Genomic DNA, 19,403 nt, shown 5'->3' on the forward strand with positions numbered 1-19,403 from the left:
CATGAACCTGCCGAACGTCTACGCAAGGGTCGCCGTGATTGGTGCCGGCACCATGGGCATCGGCATCGCCCAGGTGGCGGCCGGAGCCGGGCATCCGGTGTGGCTGTTTGATATCGATGCCGCCGCCGCCCGGCAGGCACTCGATGCGTTAGGCCAACGCCTGCGCCAAAGGGTCGAGTCCGGCAAGGCCGACGCCGATGCCACCGAGGCCCTGCTGGGCCGTATTCAGCCGGTCGAGTCGCTTGACCAGTTGGCCGACAGCGCACTGGTGATAGAAGCAGTGGCGGAAAAACTGGCGATCAAACAGAGCCTGTTTCGTGAGCTGGAAGCGCTGTGTTCCCCCGCCGCACTGTTCGCCAGCAACACTTCATCGCTGTCGATTACTGCCATCGGCGGTGCACTGCACCATCCACAGCGCCTGGCCGGTTTGCACTTCTTCAACCCGGCCCCGGTGATGAAGCTGGTCGAGATCGTCAGCGGGTTGGACACCAGCGCCGAAACCGTTGCCGAACTGCAGGCGCTGACCCGGCAATGGGGCAAACAAAGCGTGCTGTGCCGTTCCACGCCCGGCTTTATCGTTAACCGCGTGGCGCGACCTTTTTACGCCGAAACCCTGCGCGCGCTCGAAGAACAAGTTGCCGACGCCGCCACGCTGGATGCGGTAATGCGCGACGCAGGCGGCTTCGCCATGGGGCCACTGCAACTGACCGATATGATTGGTCAGGACATCAATTACGCCGTCACTGAATCAGTGTTTCAGGCCTTCTTCCAGGATCCGCGCTTCACGCCGTCTTTGGTGCAGCAGGAACGGGTGGCCGCCGGGCGTCTGGGCCGCAAAAGCGGGTGCGGCTTTTATCGCTACGACAAACAAACGCCGCCTCAAATTGTCGCCGGGTTACCTGCATCCTCAGCGGAATTGCCGCACAGCATTAAGCTGCACGGCGACGCGGCAGGCGTCACTCTGCTGGCCGAGTTACTGGCAGGAAATGCGGAGGCGATCATACAACCCGGCCAGACCAGTGCTTTTGCCCAGATCGATGAAGTTACATTTATGTTAACAAATGGTAAAACAGCCAGCCAGGTCGCCGATGAAACCGGAACCCCCGTGGTGCTGTTTGATCTGTCAGCTCAGTATGCCCAGGCCTCCACCGTCGCCATCAGCTGCGCGGCGCAAAACGATGCCCGACACAACGCTACTGTGGTACGTCTGCTGCAATCCCTTGGCAAGAAAGTGATCCTGTTGCCGGACTACCCGGGCCTGCTGGTGATGCGCACCCTCGCCATGTTGGCGAATGAAGCGCTCGACGTGGTGAACAAGGGCGTCGCCAGCGCCGCCGATACCGACCACGCCATGCGCTGCGGGGTTAACTACCCGCGCGGCCCGCTGGAATGGGGTGCGTCATTAGGCTGGCGACACATCCTGACCACGCTGGAAAATCTGCAACGCTTCTACGGCGAACCCCGCTATCGCCCGATGCCGTTGCTGCGCCACTACGCATCCCTTTCTTCAGGAGCCCAATGATGAATGCCAATACGCCCCACGCGCTGGCGCAACGCTGCGCCGAACAGATGTTTCAGCAGGACACCTGCGCCCAGGCGATGGGCATGCGGGTGGATGCCGTCGACACCGGGTTCGCAAAAGTCAGCATGACCGTCGGGTCGCAGATGCTCAACGGCCACCAGACCTGCCACGGCGGGCAACTGTTCAGCCTGGCGGACACCGCTTTCGCCTACGCCTGCAACAGCCAGGGGCTGGCGGCGGTAGCGTCCGGCTGCAGCATAGACTTTATCCGCCCGGCGCTGGCCGGCGATCGCCTGACGGCCAGCGCTGAGGTGCGCCATCAGGGCAAAACCACCGGTCTGTATGACGTGGAGATTGTCAATCAACTGGGCAAAACCGTCGCCTGGTTCCGCGGCCGCGCACATCGGCTCGGTCACGCCATTTTAGGGGATCAAGCATGAACCAGGCTTTTATCTGCGACGGCGTCCGCACGCCGATTGGCCGTTACGGCGGCGCCCTGGCCAACGTCCGCGCCGATGACTTGGCCGCACTGCCGCTGCGCGCCCTGTTGGCCCGCCACTCGCAGGTGGACTGGTCGAGGGTGGACGACGTGATCCTCGGCTGCGCCAATCAGGCCGGGGAAGACAACCGCAATTTGGCCCGTATGGCAGCATTGCTGGCGGGCCTGCCGGTTAACGTTTCCGGCACCACCCTCAACCGCCTGTGCGGCTCGGGATTGGACGCGCTGGCGACGGCGGCCCGCAGCATCAAGGCCGGTGAAGCCGGTTTGGTATTGGCCGGCGGCGCAGAATCGATGACCCGGGCCCCGTTGGTGATGGGTAAGGCCGACAGCGCCTTCAGCCGTCAGACACAGCTGTATGACACCACGCTCGGCTGGCGGTTTATCAACCCGCTGATGCAGTCGCAATACGGCACCGAATCCATGCCCGAAACCGCCGAAAACGTAGCGGAAAAATTCAACGTCAGCCGCGCCGATCAGGACGCCTTCGCTCTGCGCAGCCAGCAACGGGCCGCGCGAGCGCAAACGTTGGGGATATTCGCGCAGGAGATCGTGCCGGTCAGCCTCAGCGGCAAGAAAGGCGCGGTCCCCCTGTTTGACCAGGACGAACACCCGCGTGCAGATACGCGGCTGGAACAGCTGCAGGCGCTGAAAACCCCATTCCGCCAACCCGGCACGGTGACCGCCGGCAACGCCTCTGGCCTGAACGACGGCGCAGCGGCGCTGATCGTCGCCTCGGAGGCAATGGCAGTGAGTCAGGGGTTAACACCGCGTGCGCGCATCGTCGCGACGGCAACCTGCGGCGTCGAACCCGGTTTAATGGGCATAGGTCCGCTACCGGCCACCCGTAAAGTGCTGGAACTGGCCGGGCTGAGCCTGGCGCAAATAGATGTCATTGAACTGAACGAGGCTTTTGCCGCCCAGGCGCTGGCAGTATTGCGCCAGCTTGGGTTGCCTGACGACGCCCCGCAGGTGAACCCCAACGGCGGCGCGATCGCCCTTGGCCATCCGCTGGGCATGAGCGGCGCGCGTCTGGCGTTAGCTGCCCTGTTCGAACTGGAACGGCGTTCCGGCCGCTACGCGCTTTGCACCATGTGCATCGGCGTCGGCCAGGGCATCGCCATGATTATTGAGCGAGTCTGACCCCCGAGGCTAACTATGACAATGAATCCACAGCCACTCGACGCCATTGAGTTCGCCTCGCGCGATGAGATTGAGGCGCTGCAACTGGAGCGCCTTAAATGGACGCTGCACCACGCCTACAACAATGTGCCGATGTACCGACGCAAGTTCGATCAGGCGGGCGTCCATCCCGACGATCTCAAACAGTTGAGCGATCTGGCTCGCTTCCCCTATACCACCAAGCAGGATCTGCGCGACAACTACCCGTTCGACACCTTCGCCGTGCCGATGGAACAGGTGGTGCGTATTCATGCCTCGTCAGGGACCACCGGCCGACCGACGGTGGTCGGCTACACCCAGCGGGATATCGATAATTGGGCCGATATCGTCGCGCGCAGCCTGCGTGCCGCCGGCGCTACCGCCAAAGACAAGGTGCACGTGGCATACGGCTATGGTCTGTTCACCGGCGGGCTGGGGGCTCATTACGGCGCGGAGCGACTCGGGGCGACGGTGATCCCGATGTCCGGTGGACAAACCGAAAGACAGGCGCAGCTGATCCTGGATTTCAAACCCGATGTGATCATGGTGACACCGTCCTACTGCCTGACGCTGATCGACGAGCTGGAACGCAAAATGGGCGGCGACGCCCGTGGCTGCTCGCTGCGCCTCGGCGTCTTTGGTGCCGAACCCTGGACCGAAGCGCTGCGGCATGAAATTGAAAGCCGCATGGGCATCAAGGCGCTGGATATTTACGGCCTGTCCGAAGTGATGGGGCCGGGCGTGGCGATGGAATGCGCCGAAAGCGGCGGCGGCCCGACCATCTGGGAAGACCATTTCCTGCCGGAAATCATCTGTCCGGAAACCGGCGTGACGCTGCAGGACGGCCAACACGGCGAGCTGGTGTTTACCACGCTGACCAAAGAAGCGCTGCCGGTGATCCGCTACCGTACCCGCGACCTCACTCGCCTGCTGCCGGGCGACGCACGCCAGATGCGTCGCATGGGGAAAATTACCGGCCGCTCCGACGACATGCTGATCATCCGCGGCGTCAACGTGTTCCCGTCGCAGGTGGAAGAGCAAATCATGCAGTTCGAACAGCTGTCGCCACACTATCAGCTGCAGGTCAGCCGCAGCGGGCACCTGGATACTCTGGCGGTGCGCGTTGAATTGAAGGAAGCGGCGCTCAGCCTCAGCCACCAGCAACGCTGTGAGATTTGCCACCAGTTACGCCACCATATCAAGTCGATTATCGGCGTCAGCACCGATGTCAGCATCGCCAACTGCGGCGATATCCCGCGTTCAGAAGGCAAGGCCCAGCGCGTGGTCGATCTGCGGCCTCGCTGATTGCCCCGGCGTCACGGATGACGCCCGAATGATTTGTGGTAATGTTGTGCTTCACCGTCGGCTAACCCATGGAAAAATATGGAACATAAACTGGATGAGTTTATCCGCCATGCTATAGAGGCTCAGCCGATCAGCGGCACCTCGCTGATTATCTCCCTCTACGGCGATGCGCTGAGCCACCGGGGCGGCGAAGTCTGGCTTGGCAGCCTGAGCGCGCTGCTGGAGGCCCTGGGTTTTGGTGACCGCTTCGTGCGTACCTCGGTATTTCGCCTGCAGAAAGAGGGCTGGCTGGAGGTTGAAAAAATCGGCCGTCGCAGCTTCTATCGGGTGACCGATCAGGGTATGCGTCAGTTCCGCCATGCCGAGTCGAAAATCTATCTCAGCGAACCGCCCGCCTGGGACGGGAAATGGGATTTGCTGTTGCTGGAAAGCGCGGAAAAGGAGGAGCGGGCACGGTTGAAAAAAGAGCTGGGTTGGCTGGGCTTCGGCCAAATAGCCAGCAATCTGATGGCGGCCCCCACCCACGCGCAAACCGACGTCACCGCCCTGCTCGGCGAACTTAACGCCAGCGAACAGGTGATCTACTTCCGCGCCGACTATCCCTATAACCGCTCGGAGAAAACCCTGCAACAGCTGGTGGCCAACTGCTGGGCGCTGGCTGACGTCGCTGCCGATTATCACGAATTTATCGTCTCTTTCCGCCCCCTGATGGCGCTGCTGCGCGAAGCCGATGAAGCGCTGCTGACGCCCCAGCGCTGTTTCCAGATTAAGCTATTATTGATCCACTTCTTCCGGCGCGTGGTGCTCAAAGATCCTCTGCTGCCGGACGCCCTGCTGCCGGCGCAGTGGGAAGGACAGATTGCCCGTAACCTGTGCATCAATATTTATCAGCGGGTAGACCGCGCAGCGACCGAGTATGTCAGCGCCATGGCCGAGACCACTATCGGCGCTCTGCCTGCCCCGGCAGCCGGCTATTATCGGCGTTTCGGCGGCCTGCCACGCGACCCTACAGTATAAGGAAACTTTGCTATGCCCGTGTATCAGATTGACGGCCTGACGCCAGTGATCGATCCCAGCAGTTACGTACACCCTACCGCCGTACTGATTGGCGATGTGATCGTCGGCAAACGGGTTTATATCGGCCCCAACGCCAGCCTGCGCGGCGACTTTGGCCGGCTGGTGATTAGCGATGGCGCCAATATTCAGGACAACTGCGTGATGCACGGTTTTCCGCAGCAGGACACCGTGGTGGAGCAGGACGGGCACATCGGCCACGGCGCCATCTTGCACGGTTGCCGCATCCGCCGTAACGCCATGGTCGGCATGAACGCGGTGATCATGGACGGTGCAGAGATCGGCGAAAACACCATCGTCGGCGCCATGGCATTCGTCAAGGCCGCCGCGGTGATCGAGGCCAATAAGCTGGTGGTCGGCAGCCCGGCGCGGGTATTGCGTGACCTGACCGAACAGGAGTTGGCGTGGAAAGTCGCCGGTACGCGCGAATACCACGATCTGGTTGAACGCTGTAAATCCTCGCTGCAGGAGGTTGCGCCACTGACCGCCATTGAACCGGGCCGTCAACGCCTGAGCTTTGGCGACCACCTGATCCCGAAAAGCCAGCTTTAATCCTGTCGAAAACCGCTATTCAGACCAAAAGTGGTTTACAGTAAACACCCTGTTAACCCACTTTTATCTGGACCGGAATAGATGCCCAGAACGGCCAAAACGGTTGAAGTCCCCGCTATCGGCGAGCTTGATCGCCATGCGGGGCAGCTTAGCCTGCAACTTGCCCAGGCGCTGCGCGCTGCCATAGGCAAAGGCGAACTTAAACCGGGCGATCTGCTGCCCTCAACCCGCGTACTGGCGGGCGCATTACAGCTTGCCAGAGGAACGGTGCTGGCCGCCTTCGAACAACTGACGGCGGAAGGATTTCTCGAAGCGCAGCCCGGTTCGGGCACTCGGGTGGCGTTGTCGCTCACCCGCCCAGCCCCCGCGCCGGTCAAACACCCGGACGCCGGCGACATGCCGCTTTCCGATCAGGCGCTGGCCCTGGAGCACTTTGCCGCCCAGTTGCGCCCTCTGCCACCGGTCCCCTTCACCGTCTCGGTACCGATCAACGATACCGCGCCCGACGACGTTTGGCGCAGGCTCGGCAACCGTATCCGCGCCAGAGGCCCCGGCGCCCCCGCCGGTTATGGCGAACCGCAGGGCGCATTGCCGCTGCGTGAGGCGATATGCGAATACGTTCGCAAGTCCCGTTCGGTGCACTGCACGCCGGAACAGGTGATCATCACCTCCGGCACACAGCAGGGGCTCTATCTCGCCACGCAGATTCTGCTGGATGCCGGTGAGACCGCCTGGGTTGAAGATCCCGCTTATCATGGCATTACCGCCATTTTTAATACCGTCTTCAGAGACCGGAAAATGGCCAGAGTGCCGGTGGACAGCGAAGGCATAGCGGTCGCGGCAGGCAGGAAAATCGCGCCGCAGGCCAGAGCCGCCTTTGTCACTCCCTCTCATCAGTACCCCTTGTGTATGTTCATGAGCATGTCGCGCCGGCTTGAGCTGCTGGCATGGGCCAAAGCGCAGCAAGCCTGGATCGTCGAAGACGATTACGACAGTGAAATGCGTTATTCCGGGCACCCGTTTCCTTCGTTGCAGGGGTTGGATCCGGCCAGGGTTATCTACCTGGGAACCTTCAGCAAGGTGCTGTTCCCTTCGCTGCGTCTGGGCTACGCCATCGTTCCTCAGCCCCTGGTGAATGCCTTCTGCGGTGCGCGAGTGCTGATGGATCGCCATTCTCCCAGTGCCGATCAATACGTTCTGGCCAGTTTTATGGCGCAGGGGCATCTGGATCGCCACATTCGTAAAATGCGCGGCGTGTATGCGGAAAAAAGGCGAGTGCTGACCGACGCCATCAACGCGCAGGTTTCTGCCGAGCTGGCCACTCTGCACCCCAGCGATCAGGGCATGCATATGCTGCTGTGGTTAAAAGCGGATTTGGACGATCGGCAGGTTGCCTGCAAAGCCGCCGAGGCCGGGATAGCCGTCGGTGCACTTTCGCCGATGTATAGCCCCGGCAGCGGGAAAAACGGATTGATACTCGGGCTGGGAGGCTACACGGAACAGCAGATCCACCAGGCGGCCCAAAAGCTGAACCGGGTGCTGGCGACCTTGGCTACGGGGTAAGGCAGGCCTTACCCCGTCTTATTACTTACCGCGAAAAACGCTTGGCGCCGTATACGCACACCAATACGCCGACCATTACCGCAATCATTGAAGGTTGAATGCTTTCATGCAGCACCAGCCCGGCCAGCGCCAGACCAAAAAACGGCTGCAGCAATTGCAGCTGTCCCACGGCGGCGATGCCCCCCTGCGCCAAACCGCGATACCAAAAGATAAAGCCAATCCACATGCTGAACAGCGAAATGTAGCCCAGAGAACACCAGGCGCCGACGCTGACCTGTGGCCAGGCTGGCGGGGCCGTCACCACGGCCGCCGCTGCCGTCAACGGCAAAGCCACCACCAGCGCCCAGGAGATCACCTGCCAGCCGCCACGCTTACGCGTCAGCACGGCGCCTTCCGCATAGCCCAGGCCACAAAGCAGCACCGCGGCCACCATCAGCAGATCGCCAAGCCAGGAGCCAGTCGCCCCCTGGCTTAACGCAAAAGCGCCAACCAGCAGGCTCCCCAACACCGAAAACAGCCAGAAAGCGGCTTTGGGCCGCTCACCGCCCCGCAGTACACCGAAGCAGGCGGTAGCCAGCGGCAACAGCCCGATATACACCAGCGCATGCGCCGAGGTGGTGTGCTGCAAGGCTAGCGCCGTGAGCAAAGGAAAACCGATCACCACCCCGAGCGCGGTGAGTGCCAACGGCGCCAGGTCGCGGCGCTGCGGCCAACGCTGGCGCATCAGCGTCAATGCACTCAGAGCCAGCAAGGCCGCTAGCACCGCGCGCATCGCGGTGAGAAACATGGGATCAAACTCTTGCACCGCCACGCGAGTGGCAGGCAAAGAACCGCTGAAAATCAACATGCCCAGAAAGCCGTTGATCCATCCCTGCGCCGAATGCCTGGCCACCGGCATACTGTTGCTACAGCCAATAAGGCGCCGTTTTTCTGTCCCACTGCTCATTGCAAACCACTCCATAACCCCAGAAAAGGCTTATTCTCCGGATAAAGTGGTTTATCACCAGAGCCACATATTCACATTTTCAGTGAACCGGTTTACTCCACGCTCGGTGTTTCCATTACCGCGGGTACGGGCTGATGACGGCTGTAGAAGAAGTAGATAGCCACCAACAGCAGGGTAAACGGAATGCCAAACCACAGCGTCATCCTGAAAAATTCGGTGAACGCCGTCGAGATCAGCAACGCGGCCATCAAACCGGCACCGGCCAGCGTGGTGTAAGGAAAGCCCCACATGCGAAATTTAAGGTGGGTTTGCCGGTGCTGACGGCGGAAAAACAGGTGCGTGACAAAAATCATCAGCCAGGTAAAGCAGGCACCGTACACCGAAATAGACATCATGGCGGCAAAAGATTTTTGCGGGTAGACCAGACTCAACACGATCGACACCACGATGCCGATGCAGGACATCGCCAGCGCGCTTACCGGGATACCGCGTTTACTGACCCGGCCCAGCGCAGCCGGAGCTTGCCCAGCGCGTGACAGCGAGAACATCATGCGGGTGGTGATATACAGTTGGCTGTTCATCGCCGACAGCGCGGCCACCAGAACGATAAAGTTGAAGATACCGGCGGCGGCAGGCAGGTGGATGACGTTCATCGCCACCTGGAACGGACTTTCGCCGGTACCGGACTGCCGCCAAGGAACGATTGCCAGCATCAGCGCAATCGACAGCATGTAGAAAATGAACAGTCGTAAAATGGTGCCCTTGAACGCGGTTTTTACCGCAATCACCGGGTTCTTGGCCTCACCGGCGGCGACGGCGATCATCTCGATGCTCAGGTAGCTGAAAATCGACACGATCACCGCAAACCACATGCCTTTCACGCCAAACGGGAAGAAGCCACCGTTGGCAGTAAAGTTTTGCAGACCAAAGGCCGGGTTGGCAGAAAACATCAGAATACCGATGCCGATGGCGATAAAGGCGGCAATGGCCACCACCTTGATGGTCGACAGCGCATATTCCACCTGACCGAACGATTTAACGCCAATCACGTTAATCAGGATCACCGCCGCAGAGAACAACAGCACCCAGGGCCAGATTGGCGTGGTCGGGAACCAGAACTGCATATACATGCCGATGGCTGTCACCTCGGTCCCCACCGCCAATACCACGCAGGACCAGTAAGAATAACGCACCAGAAAACCAAACAGCGGACTGATGTAAAATTCGGCATAGTCGCCAAACGAGCCCGGCGTCGGGTGTTCTGAGGTCATTTCCGCCAGGCATCCCATCAGTAATAACGCCACGATGCCGCCGATAAAATAGCTCAGCAATACGCTGGGCCCGGCCATCTGAATGGCATAGGCACTGCCGAGAAACAGCCCGGTACCGATAGCGCCGCCGATCGCCAGCATCGACATCTGCCCGGCGGTGAGCTGTTTCTGCAACCCGCCTTGCCGCCGGGCGATTTCGTCAAAACCTTTTATCTGTTTCATAGCAGTCTCCTACCTTTTCATGCAGTGCGGGTGACGTCCAGAATGGCGGCAGTAACGTAGTCGACATTGTTTTGGTTCAGGCCCGGCAGGCACATGCGGCCAGGCGCCACCAGATAGATGGCGTAATGTTGCCGCAGTCGTTCAAGCTGCTGGGGGTTCAGGCCGGTGTAGCTGAACATCCCTTTTTGGTCACGGATGCGACGGTAGTCCAGTTGCGATCCCCCCTGCTCCAAGCCGGCGGAAAGAATTTGGCGCATCTGTTGAATGCGTTGACGCATGTCCGCCAGTTCGCTCTCCCACTGTTGACGCAATTCGGGGTCCGTCAGCAGGGTTTCCACAATCTGGCTGCCATGGGTCGGCGGGCAGGAGTAACTGCGGCGGATCAGCGTTTTTAATGCGCCTTTGACGTTCTCCGCACTCTCTGGGCCGGCGCAACGAACCGAAAGCCCACCCAGCCGTTGACCATAGAGGGCGACATTTTTCGAAAATGAGTTGGCGACCATAAATTCCAGATCCGTTTTCAGCGCCTCACGCAGGGCAAAGCAGTCTTCATCCAACCCCTCGCCAAACCCTTGGTAGGCAATATCGAACAACGGCAACAGGCGGCGGCGCTGCAGCACTTCGAGGGTGGCACGCCACTGTGCCTGGCTGAGATCGGTGCCGGTCGGGTTATGGCAGCAGGGGTGCAGCAGCACCACGCTGCCTTCCGGCAGACTGCCTAACGTATCCAGCATCGCGTCAAAGCGCAGCCCGCCGTTGGCCTCATCGAAGTACGGATAGGTGTGCACCTTCAGCCCGGCCCCCTCAAAGATGGCCCAGTGATTGGCCCAGGTGGGATCAGAGACCCAGATGTCACGGCGCGACAGAAAGTGATGAATAAAATCCGCCGCCAGCTTCAGTGCACCGGAGCCGCCGACGGTTTGTACCGTAGCTATCGACGCTATTGCCGCCTCGCCAAACAACAATGCCTGCACCTGTTGGGCAAACAGCGCTGAACCTTCGATTGGCGGATAGCCGTGCGGGCTGCGCCGCTCAAGCAGGCGCTGCTCCGCCGCCTCCACCGCCTGCATCAGCGGGATCCTGCCCTGCCGATCGTAATAAAGGCCAATGCCCAGATTCACTTTCTGGCTATTTCCATCCTGTAAATAAGCTTCCATCAACGACATAATAGGATCGGCCGCCGAACGGCCAATGTGATTAAACATAGCGATTCCTTTATTCATTATTGAATGAATGAGCAGGTGGGAATTAAGTAATAGATAAATCAGACGGTGGCGCTAACGGTTATTTCTATTTTCATTCCTGGCACCACCAGTTTATCGACTATCACCGTTGAACGATTGGGGTAAGGGAAGTTAAAGTATTTTTTGTAAATTTCATCGAGTAATTTAACGTCATTGACATCGGTCAGATAAATAATGACCTGTAATACCTTATCGCTGTGGCTATTTGCCGCTTTCAGGGTTTGAGCCAAATTATCGAATGTCAGGGCGATCTGCTTTTCCGGCGCGCCGGTTTCAATACTGCCGTCGGCTCTGACCGGGCCATGGGCGGTGAACAACATGCCGCCGCCCTGGGTGGCCCAGGAGAAAGGTTGACCGATTTCCGGCAGGCCGGTGTCAATGATGGTGCGCATGGTTTATTTCCCCGTAGTGGTTAGCAGGTGAGTCAGGGCGCCATCCCAGGCGAACAAGGCATCCAGCACGTTATAATGGTTGGCGCCGGCGACGGCGACCAGGGTGACAGGCTGGCTTTTTTCCTTCAGCGCAGCGTAATAGTGCCTTGACTGACCAATCAATTCCGGCAGCTCATTGGCACCGTAAAACAGCGTCATCGGCTTGATACGCTGCGGAATATGTCGCACCGGACTCAGTTGGGTAATTTGTTGCTTGGTCAACTGCAGTCGTCGGTTAACGTAGGTGTTTAATAGCGGCTCCAGTTCGAAAATGCCGCTGATCGGTAAGGTCGCGTCGACCACCGGGTGATGCTGCCAGACGCTGGCAAGATGCCCGCCGGCAGAGTGGCCGCACAGGTACACTGGCGCCGGCTGACAGACGGAAAGCCGTTGTTGAATGGCGTCCAGCGCCGCACCGGTTTGCCGGCAAATATCGTCAAGCCGGGCCTCGGGCGCCAACGTATATTCCACCAGCACGACGTCAAAACCTAACGACAACGGCACCTGCGCAATAAAAGCAAAATCATCCTTACGACAAAACTGCCAATAGCCACCATGAATAAATATTAAGGTCCCTTTACCCGGCTTGTCGGAATATAACCAGTCAAAAACTTCTTGCGGTGAATTTCCATAGGCAATATTGCACTCATTGCGAGTTTTTTGATAAACCGCCTGACTGCGGATTTGAAATGAGTTGAGGATCTCATCTTCATTATCCACCGTGCTACCGTTGTCGTAACTCCCCGCAACAAGTTTCATATATTAAACTTCGTTTATTATTTAAGATATGCGTTAACTATTAGCAGTCGTCAAAATATTGTCAAGAGAGGCGTTACAGCAATGCGCGCCCGGTAATATAAATCTTTTTTCGCGCCAAATAAGTTTAACCAGTGAAACTTATTTGGCGCCAATACCTATTTTTATCGCGCCTGAATTTGCGCTAATTGGCTTAATTCCTGCCAGGCATAATCCCAGAAGGTGCGTACCTTGAGCGGCATGCGCTGCATGTTTTGCGCCACCAACTGCACCGGCATCGGCAAAGGTTCAAACGCCGGTAACAGGCGTACCAACATCCCCGCGGCCAAATCGTCTGCCACCTGATACGACAATAGCCGGGCGATGCCCTTGCCCGCTCGCACCGCCAGTAACTGCGTTTCGACGTCATTGAGCAACAAGCGTGGCGTTAGCCGTACCCGCTCGCCATTCTCCTGCGGGCCAAAGCGCCATTCGCGCAGCGATGCCCGCTGGGTACCCACGATGGTGTCATGCTCCGCCAGTTGCGCCGGCTCCTGCGGTTCGCCGCGCCGCGCCAGATAGTCCGGGCTGGCGACGGTCACCCGGGACACCTGCCCCAACCGACGCGCCACCCGCGAAGAATCCTGCAAATGACCAATGCGCACCGCGACGTCCAGCCCCTCGTCAATCAAGTCCAGGTTGCGATCGTTGAGGACCATTTCAATCTGCATCTGCGGGTACCGGTCAAGAAACGCCATCACCACCGGTGCCACATGCTTACGCCCGAACTGCACCGGCGAGGTAATACGCAATAATCCGGTGAGCTGAGTGTCCGCCGTGTCCAGCACCGCGGCCTGATAGTCAGTAAGCAGCAAGTGCGCACGCTCCGCCAACCGCAACCCTGCCTCTGTCGGCGCTAACCTTCGGGTGGTGCGTTCGACCAAGCGGGCACCAAAGCGCTGTTCCAGCGAAGCGATAGCCCGGGTGACGGCAGGTGCGGAGCGTCGCAGCTTGCGCCCCGCCGCCGCCAGACTGCCGTGTTGGACTACCGCCACAAAAATAGCCAATTCGTCCAGGCGATCCATAGACTGTTCCAAAAAGTGAAATTATCAATTTCTACATTGCCGGATTCCGCTCGCTGACTGCAAGAGTATGCTGGTAAAAATTCTTCAGGAGTCTGACCATGCACAAGCTCAAACTGTACGGCACCCCGCTTTCCGGCCACGTCCACCGCGTGGCATTACTGCTAAGCATGCTGGAGCTGCTCTACGAATTTATTGAATCCCCGGCCGAGGTTCGCCAAAGCGAAGCGTTTCGCCGCCTTAATCCTCTCGGCCAGATCCCGGTACTGGTGGACGGCGATTTAACGCTGGCCGACAGCAATGCCATTCTGGTTTATCTGGCGAAAAACTACGCGCCGGGCAGCCACTGGCTGCCGGAGACGCCACTGGCGGCGGCGCAGGTGCAGGCGTGGTTGTCCAAAGCGGCCGGAGAAGTACGCTACGGTCCGGCGTCCTGTCGCCTGATCGCCCAATTTTCCGTACCGGAGGACGACAGGGTTGCGTTGGCGATTAGCACGCGTTTCTTGCCGCAGATGGAGCTGCATCTGAGCGACCGTGATTACCTGGCGACAGAGCAGCCCACCATCGCCGATCTGGCCTGCTTCAGCTATGTGGCGGTGGCACCGGAGGGCGGTATCTCCCTGGCGCCCTATCCGGCCATCCGGCGCTGGGTGGCGCGCATCGCCGCACTGCCCGGTTTCTTTGCGATGCCCGCATTGCCGCACCCTGCGCAAAGGTAAATCCTATGACCCAGCCGATGTTTCACCCTGACGAACTGCGCGCCCAGGCATTGGCCGGTTTTGACCGCGTCGGCGGCAACATTTACACCAGCATGCCCGAGCAGCACCGCGAATTTTTCGCCGCGCTGCCTTACCTGTTCGTCGCCACCCTGGACGAGCAGGGCTGGCCGGTGGCCACGCTGTTCAACGGCCCCCCTGGATTTTTACGCACGCCGGACAGCAACCACCTGCGCATCAGCACCCCGCGTCGCCAGGACGACCCGGCGCAGGCAGCCTTGCAAACCGGGAGTCTGGTGGGAGCGTTAGGGCTGGACTTCAGCAACCGCCGACGCAATCGAGCCAACGGTCACATTACGCGCACCGATAAAAACCGCCTGGAAATTGCCGTCAGTCAGAGCTTCGGCAATTGTCCGCAGTATATCCAGCAACGCGAGCTGTATCCGGTAGCCACCCATCCCGCGCCGATTGAGCATCTCGCGACGCTGGACGCGGCGGCACAGGCATTGATTCGCCAGGCGGATACCTGCTTCGTCGCCAGCTGCGCCCACAGCTCACTGGAACAAGGTGGCGTGGATATCTCACACCGGGGTGGCAAACCGGGATTTATTCATCTTCAGGATCACAGCCTGTGGATACCGGATTTTCGCGGCAACCGCTATATGAACACGCTGGGGAACCTGCTGGCGGAACCCAAGGCTGCGCTGCTGTTTATCGATTTTGAGCGCGGTGATGTTCTGCACTTGCAGGGAGAAACGCAGATCCTCTGGCAGGCGCAAATCGGCCAGGGAGTCACGGGGGCGGAACGTTACTGGCGCTTCGATATCCGCAGCGCGTGGCGTTTTTCACAGGCCCTGCCGTGGCGCGGGCGCAATCTGACGTATTCGCCGGCCACGCTGAGCACCGGCGTGTGGTCACAGCCGGCATAAAAAACCCCGCAGAGGCGGGGTTAGGTAAATTTATACGCTGTGTTCCGCCGTCGCGGCGGCCTGATAAAGCTGGCGGAAATAGCTCAGGCGTTCAAAGAACAAGCGGCTTTGCGCTTCGGACATGTTGCCCGCCACCTTGCCGGCGTCGATTTCGCGCCCCTGCCACTCCATCAGCGCAATGCTGGAAGCCAAAAAATCCATGTTGCTGCTGTAGGCCGCAAGGTGCCGACTCACTGAAGTCATCATGCTGCACGCTCCTTTCAGGGTCTTAGGGTCATTTCAAAAAGGGTCATATGCCTGCTGATTTCAGTATCGGCCTGAGCGCGGGCATTTTTTGTACAGAAGGTGCGAATGGCGATAAATTGATCGGTTGCCAAGGATCGGGCAAATGAAGGCGGAAAAATTTGCTAGGGTAAAGGGTAGCCGTTTGGGGTAGGTCAACCCGTGTTGAATTCTGAAAAAGGAAGATAACCGATGAGCACTAACTTCTCCGCCCGCCTGAAAGATCCCACGCTGTTCCGCGAAGCCAACTACATCGATGGACAGTGGTTGGCGGCCAAAGGCGACCAAACTATCAAGATCCACAACCCCGCCACCGGCGAGCTGGTCGGTCAGGTGCCGGCTTTGGGTGCCAAAGAAACCGCGCAGGCGATCGCCGCCGCCAAAAAAGCCCAGCCTGGTTGGCGCGCGCTGACGGCCAAAGAGCGTGCCGGCAAGCTGCGCAAACTGTTCGAACTGATGATGGAAAACCAGGAGGATCTGGCCATCATCATGACCGCCGAGCAAGGCAAGCCGTTGGCGGAAAGCCGGGGTGAAATTGCCTACGCCGCCTCCTTCATCGAGTGGTTCGCCGAAGAAGGCAAGCGGGTTTACGGCGACACCATCCCGCAGAATCTGTCCGGTCGCCGCATTATCGTGCAGAAAGAGCCGATTGGCGTTTTCGCCGCCATTACGCCGTGGAATTTTCCGGCGGCAATGATCACCCGCAAGGCCGGTCCCGGCTGGGCGGCAGGCTGTACCGGGGTGATCCGTCCCGCCAGTCAGACCCCCTTCTCGGCGTTGGCGCTCGCCGTGCTGGCCGAACGTGCAGGTTTACCGGCCGGCGTGTGCAATGTGATCACCGGCCCAAGCCAGGCTATCGGTGGCGAACTGACCGCCAACCCGGACGTACGCAAACTCTCCTTTACCGGCAGCACCGAAGTGGGTGCGCAACTGCTGGCGCAGTGTGCCCCGACCATCAAAAAAACCAGTATGGAACTGGGCGGCAATGCGCCGTTTATCGTGTTTGACGATGCCGATCTGGACGCCGCCGTCGCCGGTGCCGTCGCGTCCAAATATCGCAACGCCGGCCAGACCTGCGTTTGCACCAACCGCTTCCTGGTACAGGACGGTATTTACGACGCCTTTGCCGAAAAGCTGAAGGTGGCAGTAGCCAAGCTGAAAGTCGGTAATGGCATGGATGATGGTGTCACCATCGGCCCGTTGATTAATTCGGCCGCCGTGGAAAAAGTCAGCGAGCATATCGCCGACGCGGTGCAGCACGGCGCCTCAATACTGCTGGGGGGCAAGCCCCATGAGCTGGGCAATAACTTCTTTACGCCGACCATTCTGACCAACGTGCCGCGGCAGGCCAAAATCTTCCATGAAGAGACCTTTGGCCCGGTAGCGCCGCTGATCCGCTTCGACAGCGAAGCCGAAGCCATTGAGTTGGCCAACGATACCCCTTTCGGTCTGGCTTCTTATTTCTACAGTCGCGACATTGGCCGGGTAATGCGGGTTGCCGAAGCGCTGGAATACGGCATCGTAGGCATCAATGAAGGGCTGATATCCACCGAAGTGGCCCCCTTCGGCGGGGTTAAAAACTCCGGACTGGGGCGTGAAGGATCGAAGTACGGTATCGAAGATTATCTCGAGATAAAGTATCTGTGCCTGGGCGGATTAGGGATCTAGCCCCCGACGCTTTTATGCGGCCCGCTCACGCGGGCCGGTCAAGCCCGATTACCTTTAGCAGCCGCTTAAACGAGGTCAACAATGGAGTTATCCCCTGCCGTTCCCATTCTTCGCATCTTTTCGGTTGAAAAGGCCCGGGAGTTTTATCTGGATTTTCTCGGTTTCACGTTGGATTGGGAGCACCGTTTCAGTGAAGATCTGCCGCTGTACATGCAGATCACGCGTTCCGGTCTGAGGTTGCATCTCAGTGAGCACTATGGTGACAGCACGCCGGGTTCCGCGGTGTTTATTCCCACCGAGGATATCGACGCGTTGCACCAGGAGCTATCAGCCAGGCAGTACCGCTATGCCCGGCCAGGCGTTGAAACCCTCGACTGGGGGAAAGAGCTGAACCTCACCGACCCCTTTGGCAACCGGCTGCGTTTTTGCCAGCAAATCGGCGACGCCTGACCCTTTTGGCGGCTAGCCGTTCAGGGCAGGCTTGTGGTACTGCGCGTCGCTGACCTTCTCCATCCAGTCTACCGGGCTGCCGTTTAACGATTCGGCGATGGCGATGTGGGTCATGGCGGTGTCCGGCGTCGCACCGTGCCAGTGTTTGACGTCTTCCGGGATCCACACAATATCGCCCTGGTTCATTTCCTGGATCTCTTCACCCCACAGCTGGATCCAACCGCGCCCCTGAGTCACGATCAGCGTCTGGCCGAGCGGATGGGTGTGCCAGGCGGTACGGGCTCCGGGCTCAAAGGTCACGGTGGCGCCGCCCACGCGGGCCGGTTCGCTACCGGCAAAAGGCGCATCGATGCGAACTTTGCCGGTAAAGTACTCTTCTGGCCCCGGACGAGAAGGTTGGGAACCGCTGCGTTGAATTTTCACTTGTTTCTCCAGTTCGGCAGAGGCTGCCGACGTTAACATTGACAGGATAATTGTAGAGCGTGCGCGCCTTTTCGCCGGTCAGTGACGGCGGTTCAAAAGCTACCACGGGCAACGGCCGCATCAACGTCCGACGTTTTGTTGCAAATGCGCCGGATAGCGATCGCCCTGAACCTCAATAACCGCGAGTGCCGCTTCAATGCTGCGCAGTTCTTCCGACGACAATGACAGCGACGCGGCCCCGAGATTTTCCTGCAGGCGATGCTGTTTAGTGGTCCCCGGGATCGGCACAATCCAGGGTTGCTGTGCCAGCAGCCAGGCCAGCGCTATCTGTGCCGGGGTGACCCCTTTTTGCTGAGCTATCTGACCCAGCACGTCCACCAGCCCCTGGTTGGCCCTGCGCGCCTGCTCGCTGAAACGCGGCACCACATTGCGGAAGTCGCTGCTGTCGAAGGTGGTATTTTCGTTGATCGCCCCGGTGAGAAAACCTTTCCCCAACGGGCTGAAAGGAACAAACCCAATGCCTAACTCTTGCAGCGTCGGCAAGATTTCCTGCTCGGGCTCCCGCCACCACAGCGAATATTCACTTTGCAACGCCGTCACCGGCTGCACCGCATGGGCACGGCGCAGCGTCTGTGCCCCCGCCTCGGACAGGCCAAAGTGCTTCACCTTCCCTTCCTGGATCAGCGCCTTCACCGTACCGGCGACGTCTTCAATCGGCACATTGGGATCCACCCGGTGCTGATAAAGCAGATCGATCGTTTCGACGTTAAGACGCTTTAACGACCCTTCCACCGCCTGGCGGATATGTTCCGGTCGGCTGTTGAGCACCTGTTTGCCATCCGGCTGCGGCAGTTCAAAACCAAACTTGGTGGCTATTACGACCCGATCGCGTACCGGCGCCAGCGCCTCGCCCACCAGTGACTCATTGGTGAAGGGGCCATAAACTTCTGCGGTATCGAAAAAGGTCACGCCCTGATCCACAGCGGCTCGGATCAAGCCAATCGCCTGCTGTTTGTCGGTGGCTGGGCCATAGCCAAAGCTAAGCCCCATGCAGCCCAGTCCCAACGCTGATACTTCCAGCCCACTATTACCCAGCTTACGTTTTTGCATTTTTCCTCCGATGTGTACGAATGGGTCACCGCTTGTGCGGGGCGACCAGGTGCGATCACTGTAAGAGGCAACCGGGCAAATAACTACGCGCTGAATATGCATGAGCTTATGAGCTCAATTCATAAACCCGCAACGCGCTAAAAAAAAGCACAAGGTATTCAATAAAAGCAGAATAATTAGAGTAACCTAGCCGCGCTTTGGGCGGCGCCGTCACATCC

Annotated in this window: 20 protein-coding genes; 11 read left to right on the plus strand and 9 right to left on the minus strand. The window is 59.3% G+C overall.

Features of this window, described 5'->3' with window-relative positions:
• Window position 1 precedes the first annotated feature (1 nt).
• The 7 genes from AC1RKC_RS09420 (at window position 2) to pdxR (ending at window position 7,676) form a co-directional block, all read left to right on the plus strand.
• Window positions 2-1,522: a 3-hydroxyacyl-CoA dehydrogenase gene (locus tag AC1RKC_RS09420; protein ID WP_493092336.1), complete on the plus strand. Its 1,521-nt coding sequence runs from the start codon at window positions 2-4 to the stop codon at window positions 1,520-1,522.
• Window positions 1,522-1,962, plus strand: a complete 441-nt coding sequence (gene paaI / locus AC1RKC_RS09425; protein WP_493092437.1) for a hydroxyphenylacetyl-CoA thioesterase PaaI — start codon at window positions 1,522-1,524, stop codon at window positions 1,960-1,962. The genes AC1RKC_RS09420 and paaI overlap by 1 nt, the downstream gene beginning before the upstream one ends.
• Window positions 1,959-3,164, plus strand: coding sequence for a 3-oxoadipyl-CoA thiolase (gene pcaF / locus AC1RKC_RS09430; protein ID WP_493092335.1), 1,206 nt, complete (start codon window positions 1,959-1,961; stop codon window positions 3,162-3,164). Before paaI ends, pcaF begins: the two co-directional genes overlap by 4 nt.
• Window positions 3,165-3,179: 15 nt before the next feature.
• On the plus strand, window positions 3,180-4,487 hold the full coding sequence (paaK, locus tag AC1RKC_RS09435) for a phenylacetate--CoA ligase PaaK (RefSeq protein ID WP_041414726.1): 1,308 nt from the start codon (window positions 3,180-3,182) through the stop codon (window positions 4,485-4,487).
• Between the two features lie 78 nt (window positions 4,488-4,565).
• A complete protein-coding gene (gene paaX, locus AC1RKC_RS09440; RefSeq protein ID WP_020827606.1) occupies window positions 4,566-5,504 on the plus strand; it encodes a phenylacetic acid degradation operon negative regulatory protein PaaX in 939 nt (312 codons plus the stop codon).
• A 12-nt stretch (window positions 5,505-5,516) separates the two neighbouring features.
• Entirely contained in the window at window positions 5,517-6,113 is a 597-nt protein-coding gene (paaY, locus tag AC1RKC_RS09445) for a phenylacetic acid degradation protein PaaY (protein WP_020827607.1), read from the plus strand.
• Between the two features lie 81 nt (window positions 6,114-6,194).
• The gene (gene pdxR, locus AC1RKC_RS09450; protein WP_493092334.1) at window positions 6,195-7,676 is read left to right on the plus strand and encodes a MocR-like pyridoxine biosynthesis transcription factor PdxR; all 1,482 of its coding nucleotides are present in this window, start codon (window positions 6,195-6,197) and stop codon (window positions 7,674-7,676) included.
• A gap of 25 nt (window positions 7,677-7,701) precedes the next feature.
• Here the strand turns inward: pdxR and AC1RKC_RS09455 are convergent, their stop codons facing one another.
• The 6 genes from AC1RKC_RS09455 to AC1RKC_RS09480 all read right to left on the minus strand — a co-directional run bounded on the left by AC1RKC_RS09455 (window position 7,702) and on the right by AC1RKC_RS09480 (window position 13,610).
• Window positions 7,702-8,574: a DMT family transporter gene (locus tag AC1RKC_RS09455; RefSeq protein WP_261135706.1), complete on the minus strand. Its 873-nt coding sequence runs from the start codon at window positions 8,572-8,574 to the stop codon at window positions 7,702-7,704.
• Between the two features lie 140 nt (window positions 8,575-8,714).
• Window positions 8,715-10,115 (minus strand): amino acid permease, encoded by a 1,401-nt coding sequence (locus tag AC1RKC_RS09460; RefSeq protein WP_493092333.1) that lies wholly within the window; start codon window positions 10,113-10,115, stop codon window positions 8,715-8,717.
• 17 nt (window positions 10,116-10,132) lie between these two features.
• Window positions 10,133-11,320, minus strand: coding sequence for an amino acid aminotransferase (locus tag AC1RKC_RS09465; RefSeq protein ID WP_020827611.1), 1,188 nt, complete (start codon window positions 11,318-11,320; stop codon window positions 10,133-10,135).
• A 59-nt stretch (window positions 11,321-11,379) separates the two neighbouring features.
• Window positions 11,380-11,751 carry a RidA family protein gene (locus tag AC1RKC_RS09470; RefSeq protein WP_020827612.1) on the minus strand — a complete coding sequence of 124 codons (372 nt, stop codon included), beginning with the start codon at window positions 11,749-11,751 and terminating at the stop codon, window positions 11,380-11,382.
• Window positions 11,752-11,754: 3 nt separating this feature from the next.
• Window positions 11,755-12,549, minus strand: coding sequence for an alpha/beta hydrolase (locus AC1RKC_RS09475; protein WP_493092332.1), 795 nt, complete (start codon window positions 12,547-12,549; stop codon window positions 11,755-11,757).
• 161 nt (window positions 12,550-12,710) lie between these two features.
• The gene (locus AC1RKC_RS09480; RefSeq protein ID WP_493092331.1) at window positions 12,711-13,610 is read right to left on the minus strand and encodes a LysR family transcriptional regulator; all 900 of its coding nucleotides are present in this window, start codon (window positions 13,608-13,610) and stop codon (window positions 12,711-12,713) included.
• A gap of 98 nt (window positions 13,611-13,708) precedes the next feature.
• On the opposite strand from AC1RKC_RS09480, the gene AC1RKC_RS09485 reads away from it, so the two are divergent.
• Together AC1RKC_RS09485 and AC1RKC_RS09490 are read left to right on the plus strand one after the other, a co-directional pair.
• Window positions 13,709-14,326: a glutathione S-transferase gene (locus AC1RKC_RS09485; RefSeq protein ID WP_493092330.1), complete on the plus strand. Its 618-nt coding sequence runs from the start codon at window positions 13,709-13,711 to the stop codon at window positions 14,324-14,326.
• Window positions 14,327-14,331: 5 nt separating this feature from the next.
• On the plus strand, window positions 14,332-15,252 hold the full coding sequence (locus AC1RKC_RS09490; RefSeq protein WP_493092329.1) for a pyridoxamine 5'-phosphate oxidase family protein: 921 nt from the start codon (window positions 14,332-14,334) through the stop codon (window positions 15,250-15,252).
• 30 nt (window positions 15,253-15,282) lie between these two features.
• On the opposite strand, the gene AC1RKC_RS09495 is transcribed toward AC1RKC_RS09490, so the two are convergent.
• Complete coding sequence (locus tag AC1RKC_RS09495) at window positions 15,283-15,498, minus strand: glycogen synthase (RefSeq protein ID WP_020827617.1); 216 nt, start codon at window positions 15,496-15,498, stop codon at window positions 15,283-15,285.
• A gap of 228 nt (window positions 15,499-15,726) precedes the next feature.
• Here AC1RKC_RS09495 and gabD point away from each other — a divergent pair, with 228 nt between their 5' ends.
• Both gabD and AC1RKC_RS09505 read left to right on the plus strand, forming a co-directional pair.
• On the plus strand, window positions 15,727-17,202 hold the full coding sequence (gene gabD / locus AC1RKC_RS09500; RefSeq protein ID WP_142814943.1) for an NADP-dependent succinate-semialdehyde dehydrogenase: 1,476 nt from the start codon (window positions 15,727-15,729) through the stop codon (window positions 17,200-17,202).
• A gap of 81 nt (window positions 17,203-17,283) precedes the next feature.
• Window positions 17,284-17,652 (plus strand): glyoxalase superfamily protein, encoded by a 369-nt coding sequence (locus AC1RKC_RS09505; protein ID WP_020827619.1) that lies wholly within the window; start codon window positions 17,284-17,286, stop codon window positions 17,650-17,652.
• Between the two features lie 12 nt (window positions 17,653-17,664).
• On the opposite strand, the gene AC1RKC_RS09510 is transcribed toward AC1RKC_RS09505, so the two are convergent.
• Entirely contained in the window at window positions 17,665-18,075 is a 411-nt protein-coding gene (locus AC1RKC_RS09510) for a (R)-mandelonitrile lyase (RefSeq protein WP_046375018.1), read from the minus strand.
• Window positions 18,076-18,195: 120 nt separating this feature from the next.
• Window positions 18,196-19,185, minus strand: coding sequence for an aldo/keto reductase (locus AC1RKC_RS09515; RefSeq protein WP_046373192.1), 990 nt, complete (start codon window positions 19,183-19,185; stop codon window positions 18,196-18,198).
• Window positions 19,186-19,403: the final 218 nt, after the last annotated feature.

The organism is Serratia sp. GW822-FHT06E05 (genome assembly GCF_058799445.1).

Excerpts from the sequence above, each read along its gene's own strand:
- AC1RKC_RS09420 (WP_493092336.1), top strand. The coding sequence starts at position 2 with ATGAACCTGCCGAACGTCTACGCAAGGGTCGCCGTGATTGGTGCCGGC.
- paaI (WP_493092437.1), top strand. The coding sequence starts at position 1,522 with ATGAATGCCAATACGCCCCACGCGCTGGCGCAACGCTGCGCCGAACAG.
- pcaF (WP_493092335.1), top strand. The coding sequence starts at position 1,959 with ATGAACCAGGCTTTTATCTGCGACGGCGTCCGCACGCCGATTGGCCGT.
- paaK (WP_041414726.1), top strand. The coding sequence starts at position 3,180 with ATGACAATGAATCCACAGCCACTCGACGCCATTGAGTTCGCCTCGCGC.
- paaX (WP_020827606.1), top strand. The coding sequence starts at position 4,566 with ATGGAACATAAACTGGATGAGTTTATCCGCCATGCTATAGAGGCTCAG.
- paaY (WP_020827607.1), top strand. The coding sequence starts at position 5,517 with ATGCCCGTGTATCAGATTGACGGCCTGACGCCAGTGATCGATCCCAGC.
- pdxR (WP_493092334.1), top strand. The coding sequence starts at position 6,195 with ATGCCCAGAACGGCCAAAACGGTTGAAGTCCCCGCTATCGGCGAGCTT.
- AC1RKC_RS09455 (WP_261135706.1), bottom strand. The coding sequence starts at position 8,574 with ATGCCGGTGGCCAGGCATTCGGCGCAGGGATGGATCAACGGCTTTCTG.
- AC1RKC_RS09460 (WP_493092333.1), bottom strand. The coding sequence starts at position 10,115 with ATGAAACAGATAAAAGGTTTTGACGAAATCGCCCGGCGGCAAGGCGGG.
- AC1RKC_RS09465 (WP_020827611.1), bottom strand. The coding sequence starts at position 11,320 with ATGTTTAATCACATTGGCCGTTCGGCGGCCGATCCTATTATGTCGTTG.
- AC1RKC_RS09470 (WP_020827612.1), bottom strand. The coding sequence starts at position 11,751 with ATGCGCACCATCATTGACACCGGCCTGCCGGAAATCGGTCAACCTTTC.
- AC1RKC_RS09475 (WP_493092332.1), bottom strand. The coding sequence starts at position 12,549 with ATGAAACTTGTTGCGGGGAGTTACGACAACGGTAGCACGGTGGATAAT.
- AC1RKC_RS09480 (WP_493092331.1), bottom strand. The coding sequence starts at position 13,610 with ATGGATCGCCTGGACGAATTGGCTATTTTTGTGGCGGTAGTCCAACAC.
- AC1RKC_RS09485 (WP_493092330.1), top strand. The coding sequence starts at position 13,709 with ATGCACAAGCTCAAACTGTACGGCACCCCGCTTTCCGGCCACGTCCAC.
- AC1RKC_RS09490 (WP_493092329.1), top strand. The coding sequence starts at position 14,332 with ATGACCCAGCCGATGTTTCACCCTGACGAACTGCGCGCCCAGGCATTG.
- AC1RKC_RS09495 (WP_020827617.1), bottom strand. The coding sequence starts at position 15,498 with ATGATGACTTCAGTGAGTCGGCACCTTGCGGCCTACAGCAGCAACATG.
- gabD (WP_142814943.1), top strand. The coding sequence starts at position 15,727 with ATGAGCACTAACTTCTCCGCCCGCCTGAAAGATCCCACGCTGTTCCGC.
- AC1RKC_RS09505 (WP_020827619.1), top strand. The coding sequence starts at position 17,284 with ATGGAGTTATCCCCTGCCGTTCCCATTCTTCGCATCTTTTCGGTTGAA.
- AC1RKC_RS09515 (WP_046373192.1), bottom strand. The coding sequence starts at position 19,185 with ATGCAAAAACGTAAGCTGGGTAATAGTGGGCTGGAAGTATCAGCGTTG.